The 16,391-nt window shown below is 34.7% G+C and carries 8 protein-coding genes; 2 read left to right on the top strand and 6 right to left on the bottom strand.

From position 1 onward, the window contains the following. Nucleotides 1–263 precede the first annotated feature (263 nt). Nucleotides 264–4,835, top strand: coding sequence for a T9SS sorting signal type C domain-containing protein (locus tag BUA99_RS14805; RefSeq protein ID WP_084673474.1), 4,572 nt, complete (start codon nucleotides 264–266; stop codon nucleotides 4,833–4,835). A gap of 206 nt (nucleotides 4,836–5,041) precedes the next feature. After that, nucleotides 5,042–8,899, top strand: a complete 3,858-nt coding sequence (locus tag BUA99_RS04115; RefSeq protein ID WP_234972900.1) for a T9SS sorting signal type C domain-containing protein — start codon at nucleotides 5,042–5,044, stop codon at nucleotides 8,897–8,899. 114 nt (nucleotides 8,900–9,013) lie between these two features. Here BUA99_RS04115 and bioB read toward each other — a convergent pair whose 3' ends face one another. The 6 genes from bioB to BUA99_RS04085 form a co-directional block, all read right to left on the bottom strand. After that, a complete protein-coding gene (bioB, locus tag BUA99_RS04110) occupies nucleotides 9,014–10,105 on the bottom strand; it encodes a biotin synthase BioB (protein ID WP_072988579.1) in 1,092 nt (363 codons plus the stop codon). 402 nt (nucleotides 10,106–10,507) lie between these two features. Then, nucleotides 10,508–10,963 carry a hypothetical protein gene (locus tag BUA99_RS04105; RefSeq protein WP_072988578.1) on the bottom strand — a complete coding sequence of 152 codons (456 nt, stop codon included), beginning with the start codon at nucleotides 10,961–10,963 and terminating at the stop codon, nucleotides 10,508–10,510. 97 nt (nucleotides 10,964–11,060) lie between these two features. Further along, nucleotides 11,061–11,987 carry a bifunctional riboflavin kinase/FAD synthetase gene (locus BUA99_RS04100; RefSeq protein ID WP_072988766.1) on the bottom strand — a complete coding sequence of 309 codons (927 nt, stop codon included), beginning with the start codon at nucleotides 11,985–11,987 and terminating at the stop codon, nucleotides 11,061–11,063. Between the two features lie 96 nt (nucleotides 11,988–12,083). Beyond that, nucleotides 12,084–14,123: a M43 family zinc metalloprotease gene (locus BUA99_RS04095; RefSeq protein WP_072988575.1), complete on the bottom strand. Its 2,040-nt coding sequence runs from the start codon at nucleotides 14,121–14,123 to the stop codon at nucleotides 12,084–12,086. Nucleotides 14,124–14,248: 125 nt separating this feature from the next. Continuing rightward, a complete protein-coding gene (pth, locus tag BUA99_RS04090; protein WP_072988573.1) occupies nucleotides 14,249–14,920 on the bottom strand; it encodes an aminoacyl-tRNA hydrolase in 672 nt (223 codons plus the stop codon). 814 nt (nucleotides 14,921–15,734) lie between these two features. Continuing rightward, nucleotides 15,735–16,346, bottom strand: a complete 612-nt coding sequence (locus tag BUA99_RS04085) for a 50S ribosomal protein L25/general stress protein Ctc (protein ID WP_072988570.1) — start codon at nucleotides 16,344–16,346, stop codon at nucleotides 15,735–15,737. Nucleotides 16,347–16,391 lie beyond the last annotated feature (45 nt).

Below are 16,391 nucleotides of genomic sequence, written 5' to 3'. Positions count from 1 at the left end.
TTTGTAACCACAAAATGATAGCGCTTTTATCCCGATTTTCTAATAGCTTTCTTACACTGTGAATGTTGATTGAAATCAAATAATTATTTAACCAGATTATAAAAAAATGAGTAGACACAACGATGTATTTTAACGACTTTTTATGCTTTTAATCGGATAGATTTTATTTCATTTAAAACGCTAAACTATATTGCACAGTTTTCTATATTTCAATCTTTTCAGGTTAAAAATATTTAAGATTACAATATATAAAATTCGCCCCAATGAATAAAAAATTACTTTTCCTACTTGTTCTATTTTTTACTTTTTTTTTGTCTTTTGCACAGTGTGATTATCCATCAACTGCAAAATCGGTTGGTACATATACTTTTTGTATTGACGGCTCAACAACCACACTTAATTCGGCAAATGTAGGGGCTGGTCAATACGCTTTAGTAAACGTTGTCAGTGGTTTTAATTATACTTTTTCTGTTGGCAATATCAATAATGGCGGGGAAATAGAAAATTTAACTTTATTCAACGCTGCGACAGATGCTTTTTTATTAGGAGGCTTCAACTCTGGTTCTAACTCAGCTTCAATAACGTATACTGCTACATTTAGTGGACAAATTAAAATTTTATTTTCAAGAAGTAGTCCGTGCATTAACTCTGGGGGTAACACTGGCCCTATCACTTTAAAATTAAATACGATCGGTAATACTCAAGATGATCAAACCACTTTTGGAACTGGTAATTGGGTCGGACACGTTTACAATTGGACTGGAACCGCTCCTCCAGGAGGCGCTTCGCCAACAGCACTTGCCACCAGCAATCCTTTTAGTTCTGCTAATTACGTTGGTTATTATAATGTTGCAACCGAATCGATTAATGAAAACTTTGGAGGAGATAATACTTGTTTTCCTGTTTTAAGTAATGGAGTTAATCGTGCTGAAATTAACACACAAACTTTTGCAGTTCGTTATCGAATGAGGTCCACTAGGCCTGCAGGTTGCTATGTCATGAACGTAAACGGCGATGACGGAGTACGAGTATATATAGACGGTGTTAGGGTTTTTGACCGTTGGGTGGAGCAAAGCAATACAACGTATTGTAACAATTTAGTAAATTTAAATGCAAATAGTGAGATTGTTTTAGATTATTATGAGAATGCAGGGCAGAATGTTTTAGGCTTTAGTTTACTGCCATTCGATGGCACGGGAAACAATATTAGTAGTCCTCAAAATGTGACTGTTTGCTCGAATACTGCCACTACTTTGATTGGTTCAAATTTAATTAGCTGTAATCCTAATCCTACTACGGTTTATCAATGGCAATCTTCAACCGATAACATTAACTTCACAGATATCTCAGGTGCCACAGTACAAAATTATAATGTTCCAGCAGTAACTGTCGTGGCTGGAAATCCAAATAATGTGCGGTATTTCAGGAGAGTTTTTAAACCAAGCACGCTAACAGCCGGCACTTGCGAGTTTTTTACTAGTGCGGTAACGGTAACAACTAGTGGTGCAAGACCTAATGCACCTTCCTCTATAATAGGTTCCTCTACTCAATGTACAAATACTACAGCTGGTTTTAGTATTGCAGCTGTTCCAAACGCTGTCAACTATAATTGGAGTACCACAGGAACTGGCTGGACAATTACACAAAGTTCTAATGGATTATCCGTTTCTATTGCGTTTAGTGCGACCGCTACTTCTGGTAATCTTATTGTATTCGCCGCTAATGGTTGTGGACAGAGTTTTAGTAATTCATCAGTTAACGTACAAGTTAGACCGTTACCCACCTCTGCATCTATTTCTGGGACTACTTCTGTTTGCGTCGGACCAGCAGAAGTTCCCATTACCTTTATCAATCCCCAAAATTACGGAGTTAGAGTTACGTACAACATCAACGGTGGAAGTAATTTAGTTGTATTTGTAGGCGCAAATGCATCAATAAATTATATTAAAGCTTCTACTAACGCGCCTGGTGTTTTTGTATATAATTTAATAAGTGTGGGTAATGAAACAGATTTTCCCACTTGCTTAACAAATATAACGGGTAGTGCGACAGTAACCGTTAACTCACCTTCAACTGCTCCTACATCCGTAACAGGAACAACCACTATATGTGCTGGTGGCTCGACATCACTAACAGTTAGTGGGGGAAGTTTAGGAATAGGAGCAACAGCAAGATGGTTTACCGCATCCTGCGGTGGTACATTAATTGCCTCAGGAAATACAATTACCGTTTCTCCGGGCACCACAACAACTTATTTTGTGAGATATGAAGGAGCTTGTAATACAACAGCATGTGTTTCAGCAACCGTTACAGTAAATAGTTCAATCATCAACAATAATTTATCTTATACTAATGGAGCTTCGGGGCCAAGAAGTGCCACAGTTAATGAAAATGGTAACGCTACATTAAGCGCACCTGCGGGGACTTATTTTGCAACAGTAAATTTTGCCAGTTATGGAACTCCAGATGGGACTGCGCCAAATTTTACATTGGGTACTTGCCATGCAGCCACAAGCCAAACTGTAGCTGAAACAGCTTTTTTAGGGAATAGTACAGCAACAATTCCAGCAACAAACGCAGTTTTTGGAGATCCATGCATTGGAACAGGTAAGAGATTGTATATTTTAGCAAGTTATGTTCAAGCTATTTGCAGCGGTGCGACTGTCACTATTAATGGTTCTACACCTGCTGGAGGGACTGACATTTACATTTATCAATGGCAAAGCAGCACTACAAGCGCAACTACGGGCTTTGTAAATGCATCTGGAACAAGTACTAGTCGTGATTATACGACTGGAGCTATAACCCAGGACACGTGGTTTAGACGAGTTGTTACTTCATGTAATAGTAGCAATACGTCGTATGTAGTTTTGGTTAAAGTAAATGCAGCTATTCCTATGCCCACTGTAACTGCAACCATACAACCCAACTGCGTTACTGCAACTGGAAGCGTAAATTTAAGTGGTTTACCTACGGAAAATTGGATCATTACTGCTAGTCCAAATACTGCTGGACTAACAGGATTAACAGGCACTGCAGTAACCACCACTATTGGAGGTTTGACAGCGGGAACAACCTATACATTTACAGTTTCTAATGGCACCTGTACTTCGTCAGCATCAGCTAACGTTGTACTAAATCCTGTTATCAGTACAACGTGGAATGGATCTACGTGGTCATCACCACCAACGCTCGATAAGTTGGGTCTTATTAGTTCAAATACTCCTATTACCGCCGATGTGGAACTTTGTAATTGTACCGTAAATACAGGAGTAAATGCAAGCGTTGCTACGGGAATTACGCTTAAACTGTTAGATAGACTAATGGTAAATGGTACTTTGACCTTTGAAAATAACGCAAGCTTAGTTCAAAATAACAATGTTGTTAATTCAGGTAATATCATTTATATAAGAGAAACTGCACCCACTGTACGGGTATCAGACTATACTTATTGGTCTACTCCCGTAGCACCAATAAAGCTTGCAGGGAGCGGGGGAATTTCATATCAACCTTCCAGTCTTGCAGGTAGTATTTTTTATTCTTTTACAAATAATACTACGTCTTCATTTTGGCAATCAGCATCAGCGTCAACGGTAATGGAGCTTGGTAAAGGTTACATCATCAGAGGTCCTATTAGCGGAATACCACCTACACCAGGAACACTAGTAGCAAAATTTGAAGGCGTTCCTAACAATGGAAATATAACAGCTGCAAGCGGAATCGTTGGCAATAGATCGTATCTAGTAGGAAATCCGTATCCATCTGCAATTTATGCTGATAAGTTTTTAGTTGATAATAAAACGGCGCTATTTGGCACATTATATTTCTGGACCCGTAAAACAGAAATAGGAACTAGCGTATCTAATCCTGGATCTGGAACCTTTGCTTATTCATCTGATGATTACGCTACTTATAATTTAACGGGTGGTGTGGGAACAGGAGTAGGAACGCGCGCACTTAGTAATCAGGTAAACGGAACTCGCCCAAGTGGTGAAATTGCTGCGGGTCAAGGATTTTTTGCAACTAGTCTACAAGGGATTCCAAGTGGAACTAATATTATTTTTAATAATCAAATGCGAATTGGCCTCAATGATACAAAACTAAATAATTCTCAGTTTTTTAGAACTTCAAAATCAAATTCTAAAAGCACATCTGGAATAGAAAAAAATAGGATTTGGTTAAACTTGACTAATTCTGGTGGAGCATTCAAGCAATTGTTAGTGGGATATATTACAGGAGCTACTAATGAATATGATTCGTCCTACGATGGTTACACTTTTAGCGCAAATCAATATATTAATTTTTACAGTGTACTAGATAACAACGCACTTACTATTCAAGGAAGAGCGCTACCATTTAATGAAAATGATACAGTACCTCTAGGTTATGTTTCATCATTAATAGGTGAATTTTCTATAAGTATTGATGAAGTGGATGGAGATTTAAAATCTAAAGATATATTTATAGAAGACAAAATCTTAAATATTATTCATGATCTAAAAGTAGCGCCTTATACTTTTTCAACAGTTACAGGAACTTTCAATGATCGTTTTGTACTGCGTTACACAACTGCTACGCTTGCCACAACTGATTTTGATAAGATTGAGGCAGCACTTATTATTGCTAAAGATAGAAATGAATTAAAAATAAAGTCAGCAGTTGAAGTAATTAAACGCATCACTATTTTTGATTTACAAGGGAAGAAAGTATTTGATAAGTCTAATATTAATGATTTAGAGTTTCGCTCTTCAACTATTAGTTTATTTAAACAAGTGGGAATAGTAAAGGTTACATTAACTTCTGGTCAGGTGATGTCTAAAAAGGTTGCTTTTTAAGATTAAAAAGAAAATTTCAAAGACATAAAATCTCATTCTGTTCAATAGCAGAATGGGATTTTTTTATCTTCATAAAATTTTAATTTTTTATGTAAATATCACTAAATGTGGGTATTGTGTAAATTGTAATATGTTTTTATTTTTAGTAAAAATTATTAGCCCGCTGATAATTAAGTTATTAGTATTAATTCTTACACTATATAGACTTGAACACAAAAATACTTTATTTCATAATTGCATTTAGCTCTTTATCAATTAATCCTGCATATTCTCAACAAGGATTTGTTGATGAAACCTTCAATACTTTTGATGATGGAACCTTAGGAGATGGTTTTAACGGCGATGTTCGGACCGCTTCCTTACAAATAGACGGAAAGCTAATTGTAGCTGGTGATTTTATGACTTTTAACGGTATTGCAGCTCCTAAAATATGTAGGTTAATGCCAGATGGTTCTTTAGATACTTCTTTTGTAGTAGGATTAGGTTTTATAGGTAATGTGTATTCCTCTTTTATTCAAGCCGATGGTAAGATAGTTCTTGGAGGATCTATTACCTCGTATAATTCAACTCCAGTGGGACGATTGATTCGTTTAAATCAAGATGGCACTCGAGATACGACTTTTAATACAACAGTTGCTGCTACGAATGGAGTTATCTATTCGATAGTAGTTCAAAGCGATGGAAAAACGATCATTGCCGGTAGTTTTACAATGTATAATGGAATGCCTGTAAATAGAATTGCTAGAATTTTACCAAACGGGAGTTTAGACTCTTCGTTTATTACTGCTGTAATATCTAGTGGTTTTATAAACAACGTTCAAACGCAAGCTGATGGAAAAGTAATCATTGGTGGAACATTTACGAATTATAATGGAAGTTCTCAAAACCGTATTGCTCGGTTAAATACGAATGGTGGCATAGATACGACATTTAGTATTGGAACTGGATTTGATGACGATGTTAGAACGATTGCTCTTCAGGATGATGGTAAAATTCTCGTTGGCGGAGATTTTTTAAATTATAAAGGAGCTGTTGCAAATCGTATAATTAGGCTCGACGATAATGGAAATATTGACAATAGTTTTATAACAGGCATTGGATTAAGCAACGGCTATGTCTCGGTTATCAAAATTAGTGGAAATAGAGAAATTTTAGTGGGAGGTTCTTTTACAGGGACTTATAATGTTGATAAGGTTACCCGCTTATTTTTATTAAATAGTAATGGACTTTTCATTCCTGAGTTTGATATTGGCGCAGGGCCATCGTCAACGGTCATCACAGCATCATTGTCCGATGATAATCTATGGTATATTGGTGGTTCTTTTGTAGCTTTTGATTCTCAAACCAAAGGGAAGCTCGCTAGAATTGATCAGGAAGGCACATTAGATGTTGGATATCTCACATCAGGTGTTGGCTTTGACAATTCCGTTTTAAAAGTGATAGTTGTGCCAAATAATAAGATAATGGCTTTTGGAAATTTTGCTAAGTTCAATGGATCTAATGCTACGAGGATCGCGCGACTTTTAAACGATGGCTCATCTGACACTACATTTAATGTAGCAGGTTCTGGAGCTAGTGCCACCATACGGACTGCGGTTGTGCAAGCAGATGGCAGAATTATTATTGGTGGCAGTTTTTCTACGTATAACGGTGTAGCTGCTAATCGCATTTGCCGGATTATGCCTAATGGTGCTTTGGATTCCAGTTTTATAAACAGCATTGGATTGAGCGGTACTGTGAATACTCTCGCACTTCAATCCGATGGAAAGCTAATTGCTGGCGGTAGTTTTATCACTTTTAATGGTACTGTAGTCAATAGAATTGTGCGATTGCTTGCTACAGGTTTGATTGATTCCAGTTTCAATACCGGCAGTGGTTTCGATGGAACTGTTGAAACTGTTTTAGTTCAAAATGATGGCAAAATTCTAATAGGAGGTCGTTTCTCAAACTTTAATGGAACGCTTTATAATAAAATAGTTCGCTTAAATCCTGATGGTAGTTTAGATGTTACTTTTTCAACAGGAATAGGTTTTGATAAAAATGTGTACGCCTTGGCACTTCAGTCCGATAATAGTATCATTGTGGGTGGGAATTTTTTAAATTTTAAGGGTAGTGCCAATAAAAGAATTATCAGAATTGATTCCGTAGGAAATATTGATACTAGTTTTAATGCTGGTACTGGCTTTAGTAATGGTGAGGTTCGAACAATTTTAGTGCAACCAGACAACCGCTTACTAATTGGAGGGACATTCTCTGGAACCTATAAAGGAGCCATAGCACAACGTTTTTTGCGACTAATGCCTGATGGGAATAGAGATATAACCTTTTCAGCGGGCTTAAATGGTACATTATTTACCATGTGTTTTACTCCCGATGCTAAATTAATTATAGGCGGAACTTTTAATTCAGTTTTAGGGGTTACAAAGCATCGTATTGCAAGATTGAAAATTTGTACAAGTAGCTCTTTATGGAATGGAGTTCAGTGGAGTAATGGATTTCCAGATTTAGGAAAATCACTTATTTTCAATGAGGATTACACAATAGAGACTAATACTAAATCATGTTCTTGTACTATAGCGACAGGAAAAAAAGTAACTGTAAAAGATGGCTTTACCTTAGATTTAGATATGGAATATGCAGGAAACGGCGCAATTGTTCTTCAAAATAACGCTTCCCTTTATCAACAAGATGATTCCGTTATTAATACAGGAGTTGTAATTGCAAAAAGAAAAACAACACCAATAATTCAAACAGATTACAGTTATTGGTCTTCGCCAGTTTTAAATCAACGATTGATTGACCTATCTCCCGATACTCCTTTTGATAAATTCTATTCTTTTAATGCTGTGAATAATTTTTGGACGGGAGAAACCCCCACTAACAAAATGCAAATAGGAAAGGGATATATTATTCGAGGGCCTCAAAATTTTTCAAATACAACTTCTTCAATATACGAGGTAAGTTTTGAAGGTATCCCATATAACGGAGAGATAATAGTTCCAAAGGCGGGAAATGGAACATCGAATCTTGTTGGTAATCCTTATCCGTCAGCGATTAATGCAGATGTGTTCTTACAAGCAAATGCTGGAGTCTTACACGGCACAATTTATTTTTGGACACATAATACGCCAATTACAAACAATGTTTATACCTCTGATGATTATGCAGTGTATAACCTTTTAGGAGGTGTTGGTACAAGTGCAGCCATAAGTTCAGGAGTGAATATAAACAAACCAAATGGAAATATTGCATCTGGTCAAGCATTTTTTACATCTAGTAAGAGTAACACTGGGTCCATTATATTTAATAACAGTATGCGAATTATTAGTCAAAATTCGTCTTTTTTTAGAACTTCATCAAAACTAAATTTAAAAAGCAGAGCCGTTGAAAAGCATAGGATTTGGTTGAATTTATCCAATGAAGAAGGAGCTTTTAAACAAATATTGATAGGGTATACTAAAAATGCCACAGATGATTATGACTCAGCTTTTGATGGCGATAGTTTCAACGGAAATAAATTTATAGATTTTTACAGTATTCTTCAAGAAAGGCGTTTAATAATTCAAGGGAGAGCATTTCCTTTTGATAATAATGACACAATTCCATTGGGGTATTCTAGTGCTATCGCGGGAATTTTCACCATCGCTATTGATCAAGTTGATGGTATACTTTCAAATCAGTCTGTATTTCTTGAGGATAAATTAGAAAAAATTACTATAAATCTAAAGAATTCAAATTACACTTTTAATACAAAAATTGGAATTTTTAATGACCGTTTTGTATTGCGTTATTCTGCTAAAAACTTAAATATGACTGATTTTAATACTATTGATAATAGTATTTTTGTAGTTGCTAATGACAACCAAGTAAAGATAAATTCAACTAATTTAAGTATTGAGAAAGTTCAAATCTTTAGTATATCCGGTAAAAAGCTTTACAATAAAACTAAAATTGGAAATACTGAATTTCGAGTAGCTAGATCATTTAGAAGTAATGAAGTTTTAATAATTACAATTGTTCTAGTAAACGGAGAAAGTATTGTAAAGAAAGTTGTAGTGCAGTAAAATAGGATAGTCATTTAAAATTTATAAGTTAGAGTCTAAAAAAAAGCTCCTAGCGATTATACTAGGAGCGATATAAATTAGATTTAAAGCTAAATTAGAGACTAAAAAATGAAATTACAATGATTTGTTTTTTGTAGAAGCTTCTAAATTTCTTTCAATTTTATGTTCTGGTCTAGTCCATTTGGGTTTTTCACCTAGTGGAGAAAATTGAGAATCAGCTGCTTCTACGGTTGCAGGCTGTGAAACTTTTGTAAAAGGTTTCTGAGGATTTAAACCTAACATTTCAAACATTTTCATGTCTTCGTTTACATCTGGGTTTGGTGTAGTTAGTAACTTATCTCCAGCAAAAATAGAATTGGCACCTGCAAAAAAGCACATCGCCTGACCTTCACGGCTCATATTCATTCTTCCAGCAGATAATCTAACTTGCGTTTCAGGCATAATGATTCTTGTAGTCGCAACCATTCTGATCATTTCCCAAATTTCAACTGGTTTTTCTTCCTCAAGCGGTGTTCCTTCAACAGCCACAAGAGCATTTATAGGAACAGATTCTGGTTGTGGGTTCAAAGTAGACAAAGCAACTAACATTCCTGCTCGATCTTCAATACTTTCGCCCATTCCTATAATGCCACCACTACAAACAGTTACATTCGTTTTACGAACATTCTCGATAGTTTGTAAACGATCTTCAAATCCACGTGTAGAAATAACTTCCTTATAATATTCTTCAGAGGTATCTAGATTGTGATTGTAAGCGTATAAGCCTGCTTCAGCTAGACGATGCGCTTGATTTTCAGTAATCATGCCAAGAGTACAGCACACTTCCATATCCAGTTTGTTGATGGTGCGTACCATTTCTAAAACTTGGTCAAATTCGGGTCCGTCTTTTACATTTCTCCAAGCTGCACCCATACACACACGTGATGAACCAGTTGATTTCGCTCGTAATGCTTGCGCTTTTACTTGACTTACTGACATTAAATCATTCCCTTCTATTTCAGTGTGATATCTTGCAGCCTGCGGACAATATCCACAATCTTCCGGACAACCACCTGTTTTTATCGAAAGTAAAGTAGAAACTTGCACCACATTCGGATCATGATGTTCTCTATGTATTGAAGCTGCTTCGTATAGCAAATCCATCATAGGTTTATTATATATTTCGATGATCTCTTCCTTTGTCCAGTTATGTTTTGTAATACTCATTTATGTAAATTTATGAGCCGTAAAAGTAATTAATTAGTTCCAAAATAGTAGTAAGACGGTAAGCAAATTGGAATTTTATTATTTATTTTTTCAACTTAATTTTCGACTAATTAAATTTAAGCTTTGGAGTGATGCTGTGAATGTCATTTATCATAGAAATGATGAATTGTTGATTAAAACAAAAACCATTAACTAAGTAAAAATTTTAATTAATTTTTTATAGCCACACTATTTTGTGAAAGAAGAAATAGTGTGGCATATTTCGCTAGCTGTTAAACTTTTGCGCGATATAGAGATTAAACCAAAACAAAAAAGACAATAAATGTGGGATTGTTATTATTTTAATTTTGAAATTATTATTAAAACTCACGAGCTACACTTGCTGTCTATAATGATAGATTTTTATTTTTTAGCACCATGTTTGTCTGATTTATATTTTGTTTCCCAATATAATATCAATAAAAACGAAACAAGTCCAGCTGACACAAAGCCTTCCAATAATAATGAAAATGCATACCTTATTACTGATGGAGTTCCACCAAAAAGGAAGTTTCTTGATAGCGATTCTATATATGCGTCGCCACCCTGAATGCTGATGTAAATTATTAAACCGATAACACTCAAAATTACGCCTGAAAACGAAGTTAATATCGCAGAAGCTGCATTTGATGGTAATGAGTTATTACCTTCACGTAAATTGTAACGTAATGTTCTCAGTGTTCCATAAAATATAAAAGTTATATTAAAAAATCGCAAAAGATAATTACCTGCTAAACCTAGTCCATTAATCACTAAGAAAAAAGCTCCTATTCCAAGAAAGATGATGAATCCATTTATTAATTCTTTGGGTATTTTCATGTTAATTTTTTTTAAGAGTCAAAATAATTTTTGATTCGCAACGTACTTAAAGTGAATGTACAAAAAAAATTGAAAATATCTAATAAAAAAGAGGTGTTTAGAGCTTTAAGTAGCGCAATGTTTCAATTTTATCTTTTTGAAGTTGCTCTTTTAGTAAATCAACTGATTCAAATTTTTGTTCGCAGCGAAGTCTATGTAAAATGTTTACACTTATTTTTTGGTTGTATAAATCAGCGTCAAAATCAAAATAATTAATCTCAATCGATTTTTCTTGTCCAGAAACTGTTGGATTAAATCCAATATTCATCATTCCGAAAAACTTTTTTTTGCCAAAAATACTGGATACTATATAAACTCCGTTAAGCGGAATTAATTTATAATTTTCTTTAATTTGTAAATTAGCAGTAGGAAAACCAATTGTTCTACCTAATTGTTTTCCCTGAACTACAGTTCCAGTTAAAAAGTAACTATATCCTAAATAGTCATTTGCCAATGTCATATTTCCTTCAAGTAGCGCGTTTCTAATTTTTGTAGAGCTAACAGAAATTTCATTTATTTCCTGAACTGATATTTGTTCGACCTCAAAATTATATTGTTTTCCAAAAGCGATAAGATCATCAATATTCGCAGTGCGGTTTCGACCAAAGCGGTGATCGTAACCAATTATAATTTTGTGAACATGAAGGCGTTTTACAAGGATATTATCAACAAATTCTTCGGCGGTTAATCTTGAAAATACTTGATCGAAAGGGTGTATTACTAAATTGTCAAGACCAATTTTTTCAAGTAATTCGATTTTTTCATCTATTGTATTCAGTAATTTAATATCAGAGTCGCCTTGCAGCACCATTCGAGGATGCGGGAAAAAAGTAAGAACTAAACTTTCATATTCTCCACCACTAGCATTTTGTAGTACTTTATCAAGTATTTTTTTATGTCCAATGTGAACTCCATCAAATGTGCCTAATGTGATAATTGTTTTTTTTGTCGAACGAAAATCGGTAATAGAATGAAAAATCTTCAAAGCAATTGTTTTATGGTGACGCAAATTTAAGATAACCATTTGACATAAGTAAAAAAGGATTGAAAATATCAATCCTTTTTTACTTATGTTATAATTTTATTTTTTAATAAATCGAAGTGTTTTCTTTTCGTTTTCTTTCTGAATTGTGATGAAGTAAATTCCATTTGTTAAGAAAGAAGTGTTTATAGACAAGTCTGCTGGAGTTGAAATAATTTTTGTAGAGACTATTTTTCCTAATATATCGATGATCGTAACGCTATTTGGTAATCCGAAACTTTTCGAAACTTTTAGATTCAAAACTTCTGTAGCTGGATTGGGATAAGCATTTATTCCCTTCGTGTCTTCAAAGTTTTGTAAGGCTATTGTAGTAATCACTAATGATCTAGATTCAGTATCTGTGAATACGCCTCCAGATGTTATAATTATGTTATTTTCATCTTTTAATGTATAACTCCCTTTTCCGCCATTAGTTGCTATTCCGTCGCCGTATGAATCATAGATGGTAAAGGTGTAGCATTCACCATCTATTAATTTGAAAGTATCATTAATTACAGGATTTAGGGATGTTGATGATGTAATGTCAGTGAACGGGCCTCCATTGTAAATTATATTTCCTCTGCTGTCTTTTAGTTCATAGGTAGTTTCTGAGCCGTCCCTATCACATTGTAGTGCCAAACTCACTGTTGTAGTTGCCACGTCATATTTTAAAGCCTGTATAAATTCCTTAGAGAAAGTATTATTAGTTGTATTCAAGTCGTTTAGACTATTTATAGTGTTAATTGATGCAGTGAAATTATGTGGTCCGTCCGTTGACACTATCGAGGATAAATGTATATCTGTTGTTGCGTATTGGGATAAATTACCTGTCCATAAATAGGTTTTTGCAGACTCGTTGTCAAGCTTGTAATTTATTGAAACAGTAGTTAAAGTTGTTGTTCCTCTGTTTTCAATCGTTATGAATGGGAGAAATGTTTTATTACAACCATCAACAGAAATCGCAACGTTTGTAATTTTTGCGTCGAGAGCATATACGACTCCGGGTGTGCTGCCATTAGAGCTAGATAATTCTTTTCTTCTTTCGGAATTTGTCATTACGGCAATCATACGTGCTTTTTGTCCCGCGGTAAACGTATTCATACAAGCATCATTAGTATAGTCCATATAATTTTCGATCATATCATTTCCAGTACAATGCGAAATAGTTACACAATCATAATTCGCTATGTTTGAATCAGGTGTGTCCGCAACATAATCACCAGTTGTGCTGTTAGCAGGCGTGCATTCATCGTCGTCGCCCCATATATGCCTTAATCCCAGCCAATGTCCTACCTCATGGGTCATGGTACGCCCTAAATTATAATTCGAATTTAGGGTAAACGATCCGTCATTAACCGTAGTAGTCCCAAAGGCATCGTAACTAGCGACTACACCATCAGTTTTTGCCTGTCCTCCGTTAGATCCTATGCCAGGTAAAGTTGAACCTGATGGAAATTGAGCATAACCAAGGATAGTTTTATCAACTAAATTTACAACCCACATATTCAAATATTTTGTAGGATCCCATTGTGTTTGAGGTTTTACTATGTCATCTACATTCTCAATTGACCAAGCGGTTTGCCCCATGTTTACGCGATCAACACCATTGGTTAGTAATCCATTTGGATCTTGTTTTGCTAATACAAAGTTTATCTCGCAATCTACTCCTAAATTATAACCTGTTGAACCATTTCCGGGAGTACCAGCCATTCTCCTAAAATCTTGATTCATTACTGTAACTTGAGATAACGCTTGTGCGTAAGAAATGTTTTCTGATGTATGCGATGCTATTGTGTTAATTGGAGCGCCATTATGGATAACATGAATCACCACAGGAATGTTATATACAACTTGAGTTTGCTTCGTTTTGTTGTTTTTATTCTTTTGTTTTTCAGTCGCTATAATTGGTGCAATCCAATTTTCAAATTGAACAGCGCTTAATCTTTTTGGATTTTTTTTAAGTAAATAGTCCTCATACTCTTTAGTAGAGCATCTAGAATAACCATTTTTCGGGTTTATTTCACTGCTTTTTAAGGACATGCTTTGCTGACTATAGGTAAGAAGAACTGTGAAAAAAAAAATTAAAGTAGCGATTTTCATAAAAGCGTCATTTTTAAAGTCAAGAAATTTCTCAAATGTAGTGAATTTAGCGTAAGTTGAATTTTTAGAATTAAACAAAAGATTTAAGATAATAGGCTGTTTCAGTGATGAAAGTGCTTAATTGTCTATTTCCCATTAAACGAAGTCATGGTATTTTCTAAACCTGCTGTTCCAAAGGATTTTATAATTTCTGATGCTGTTTCTAAACGTTCTGGAAGCGCTGCTTTTTCATTATCGTCCCAATCGCCAAGTACGTAATTTACTTGTTTTCCTTTTTTAAATTCATCACTTATACCAAAACGAAACCGTGCATAAGTTTGAGTGTTCAGTACTAGATTAATGTTTTTTAAGCCGTTGTGTCCACCGTCACTTCCTTTAAGTCTAATGCGGATACTGCCAAAAGAAAGATTTAAATCATCAGTAATCACAAAAATATTTTCTAATGGAATTTTTTCTTTTTCCATCCAGTATTGAACTGCTTTGCCGCTTAAGTTCATATAGGTATTGGGTTTGAGAAGTAGAAAGGTTCTGCCTTTAAATTTATATTCGGCTAGCGCACCAAGTTTTACAGTTTCAAACGAAATTCCTTCCTTTCTAGCTAAAAAATCGACAATTTTAAAACCAATATTGTGTCTTGTATTTACATATTCAGCTCCAATGTTACCAAGTCCTACTATTAAAAATTTCTTACTCACGCTTGCTATATTATTTTGGTTTTCTTGAATCTCCGGTTTTATATTTGGTATATTATCTTCTGTTTTTACAGGTGAAAATAGTTTTTGAATCCATTTTATCATCTTGCAAAAGTAAACTAATTCATAATTCTGTAGCGTAGATATTTAGATATTTTCAGTTGTAGTGTTATCTTGGAAATAGTAAAATTTTTGTAGTTAATGTAAAACTGATAGGCAAATATTGTAGAGATTCCTAGTTCCTCGGAATGACAATATAGGGGATGTTTGTAATAACTTTCGTTTAATAATAACTTTATAGTAGCTATAGTGACGTATGGCAGAGATTCCTTGTTCCTGGGAATGACAAAGTGATGGCATAATCATTAAAAGTTTAGACGTTTAAACTAGCCGCGATTGTAGTGGAAATCCTTTTTATGAGCCTTTTAGCGAATAAAAAGATTGCAATGGAAAGCGGGAGAAATGGTGTTATGAAAACAAATCAACTGCTCCTGATTCGATATAAATAGCTATTTATAATTTAAATTGTTTTGGCAATAAAATCTATTCCCATAACTACTAACTAACAAAAAATAGGCAAATATTGTAGATATTCCTCGTTCCTCGGAATGACAATGTGGGGGATGTTGGTAATAACTTGTGTGTAATCAGAACTTTATAGTAGCTATAATGACGTATGGCAGAGATTCCTTGTTCCTGGGAATGACAAAGTGATAGCATAATCATTAAAAGTTAAGACGTCTAAACTAGCCGCGATTGTAGTGGAAATCCTTTTTATGAGCCTTTTAGCGAATAAAAAGATTGCAATGGAAAGCGGGAGAAATGGTGTTATGAAAACAAATCAACTGCTCCTAAAAAACAAGAAATAAAAAAAGCATCAGTTGTAGAACTGATGCTTTTGAATATGCTTGAAAAAATATTATTTTTTCTTTCCTTTTACTGGAGCTTTTGCTGCTTTTGCAGCTTCTTGCGCTGCCTTCATAGCGGCACGAGATATCTTAACTTGAGCAATTACTGTGTTGTCTGGGTGCATGATTTTGTAATCAGGCGAAGCAACTTTAGTAACATATAGTTTATTACCCATGTCTAATGGAGTAATATCAGCTTCGATAAAATCAGGAAGATTTTTCGGTAACGCTTTTACTTTAAGTTTACGAGTGTTCAAACGTAAATCTCCACCTGCCATAACTCCTTTTGATTTTCCAACAATTTTCACAGGAACTTCCATAGTGATTTCTTTGTCGTCAAATAATTGGAAGAAGTCAATGTGTAAAATTTTGTCAGACACTGGGTGAACCTGAATGTCTTGCAAAATTGCGTGAAATGATTTTCCATTTGCAAGTTCGATGTCAACTGTGTGCGCGTTTGGAGTGTAAACCAAGTTTTTAAATGCCATAACTTCTGCTGAGAAATGAACTGCCTGATTTCCTCCGTATAATACGCAAGGAACCAATCCAGCATTACGTAAGGCTTTAGTCGCAACTTTGCCCACGCTTTCTCTTTCTGATCCTTTAATTGTAATCGATTTCATTGTAAATTTATTATAGTTATTAATATTATACTTGCTATTAGCTTT

This window comes from Flavobacterium segetis, from assembly GCF_900129575.1.
Taxonomy (GTDB): Bacteria; Bacteroidota; Bacteroidia; order Flavobacteriales; family Flavobacteriaceae; genus Flavobacterium; species Flavobacterium segetis.
This window is presented reverse-complemented; position numbering and strand designations above follow the sequence as displayed.

Coding starts and splice junctions, on each gene's coding strand:
- pth (WP_072988573.1), bottom strand. CDS start 14,920: ATGATAAAATGGATTCAAAAACTATTTTCACCTGTAAAAACAGAAGAT.
- bioB (WP_072988579.1), bottom strand. CDS start 10,105: ATGAGTATTACAAAACATAACTGGACAAAGGAAGAGATCATCGAAATA.
- BUA99_RS04085 (WP_072988570.1), bottom strand. CDS start 16,346: ATGAAATCGATTACAATTAAAGGATCAGAAAGAGAAAGCGTGGGCAAA.
- BUA99_RS14805 (WP_084673474.1), top strand. CDS start 264: ATGAATAAAAAATTACTTTTCCTACTTGTTCTATTTTTTACTTTTTTT.
- BUA99_RS04095 (WP_072988575.1), bottom strand. CDS start 14,123: ATGAAAATCGCTACTTTAATTTTTTTTTTCACAGTTCTTCTTACCTAT.
- BUA99_RS04105 (WP_072988578.1), bottom strand. CDS start 10,963: ATGAAAATACCCAAAGAATTAATAAATGGATTCATCATCTTTCTTGGA.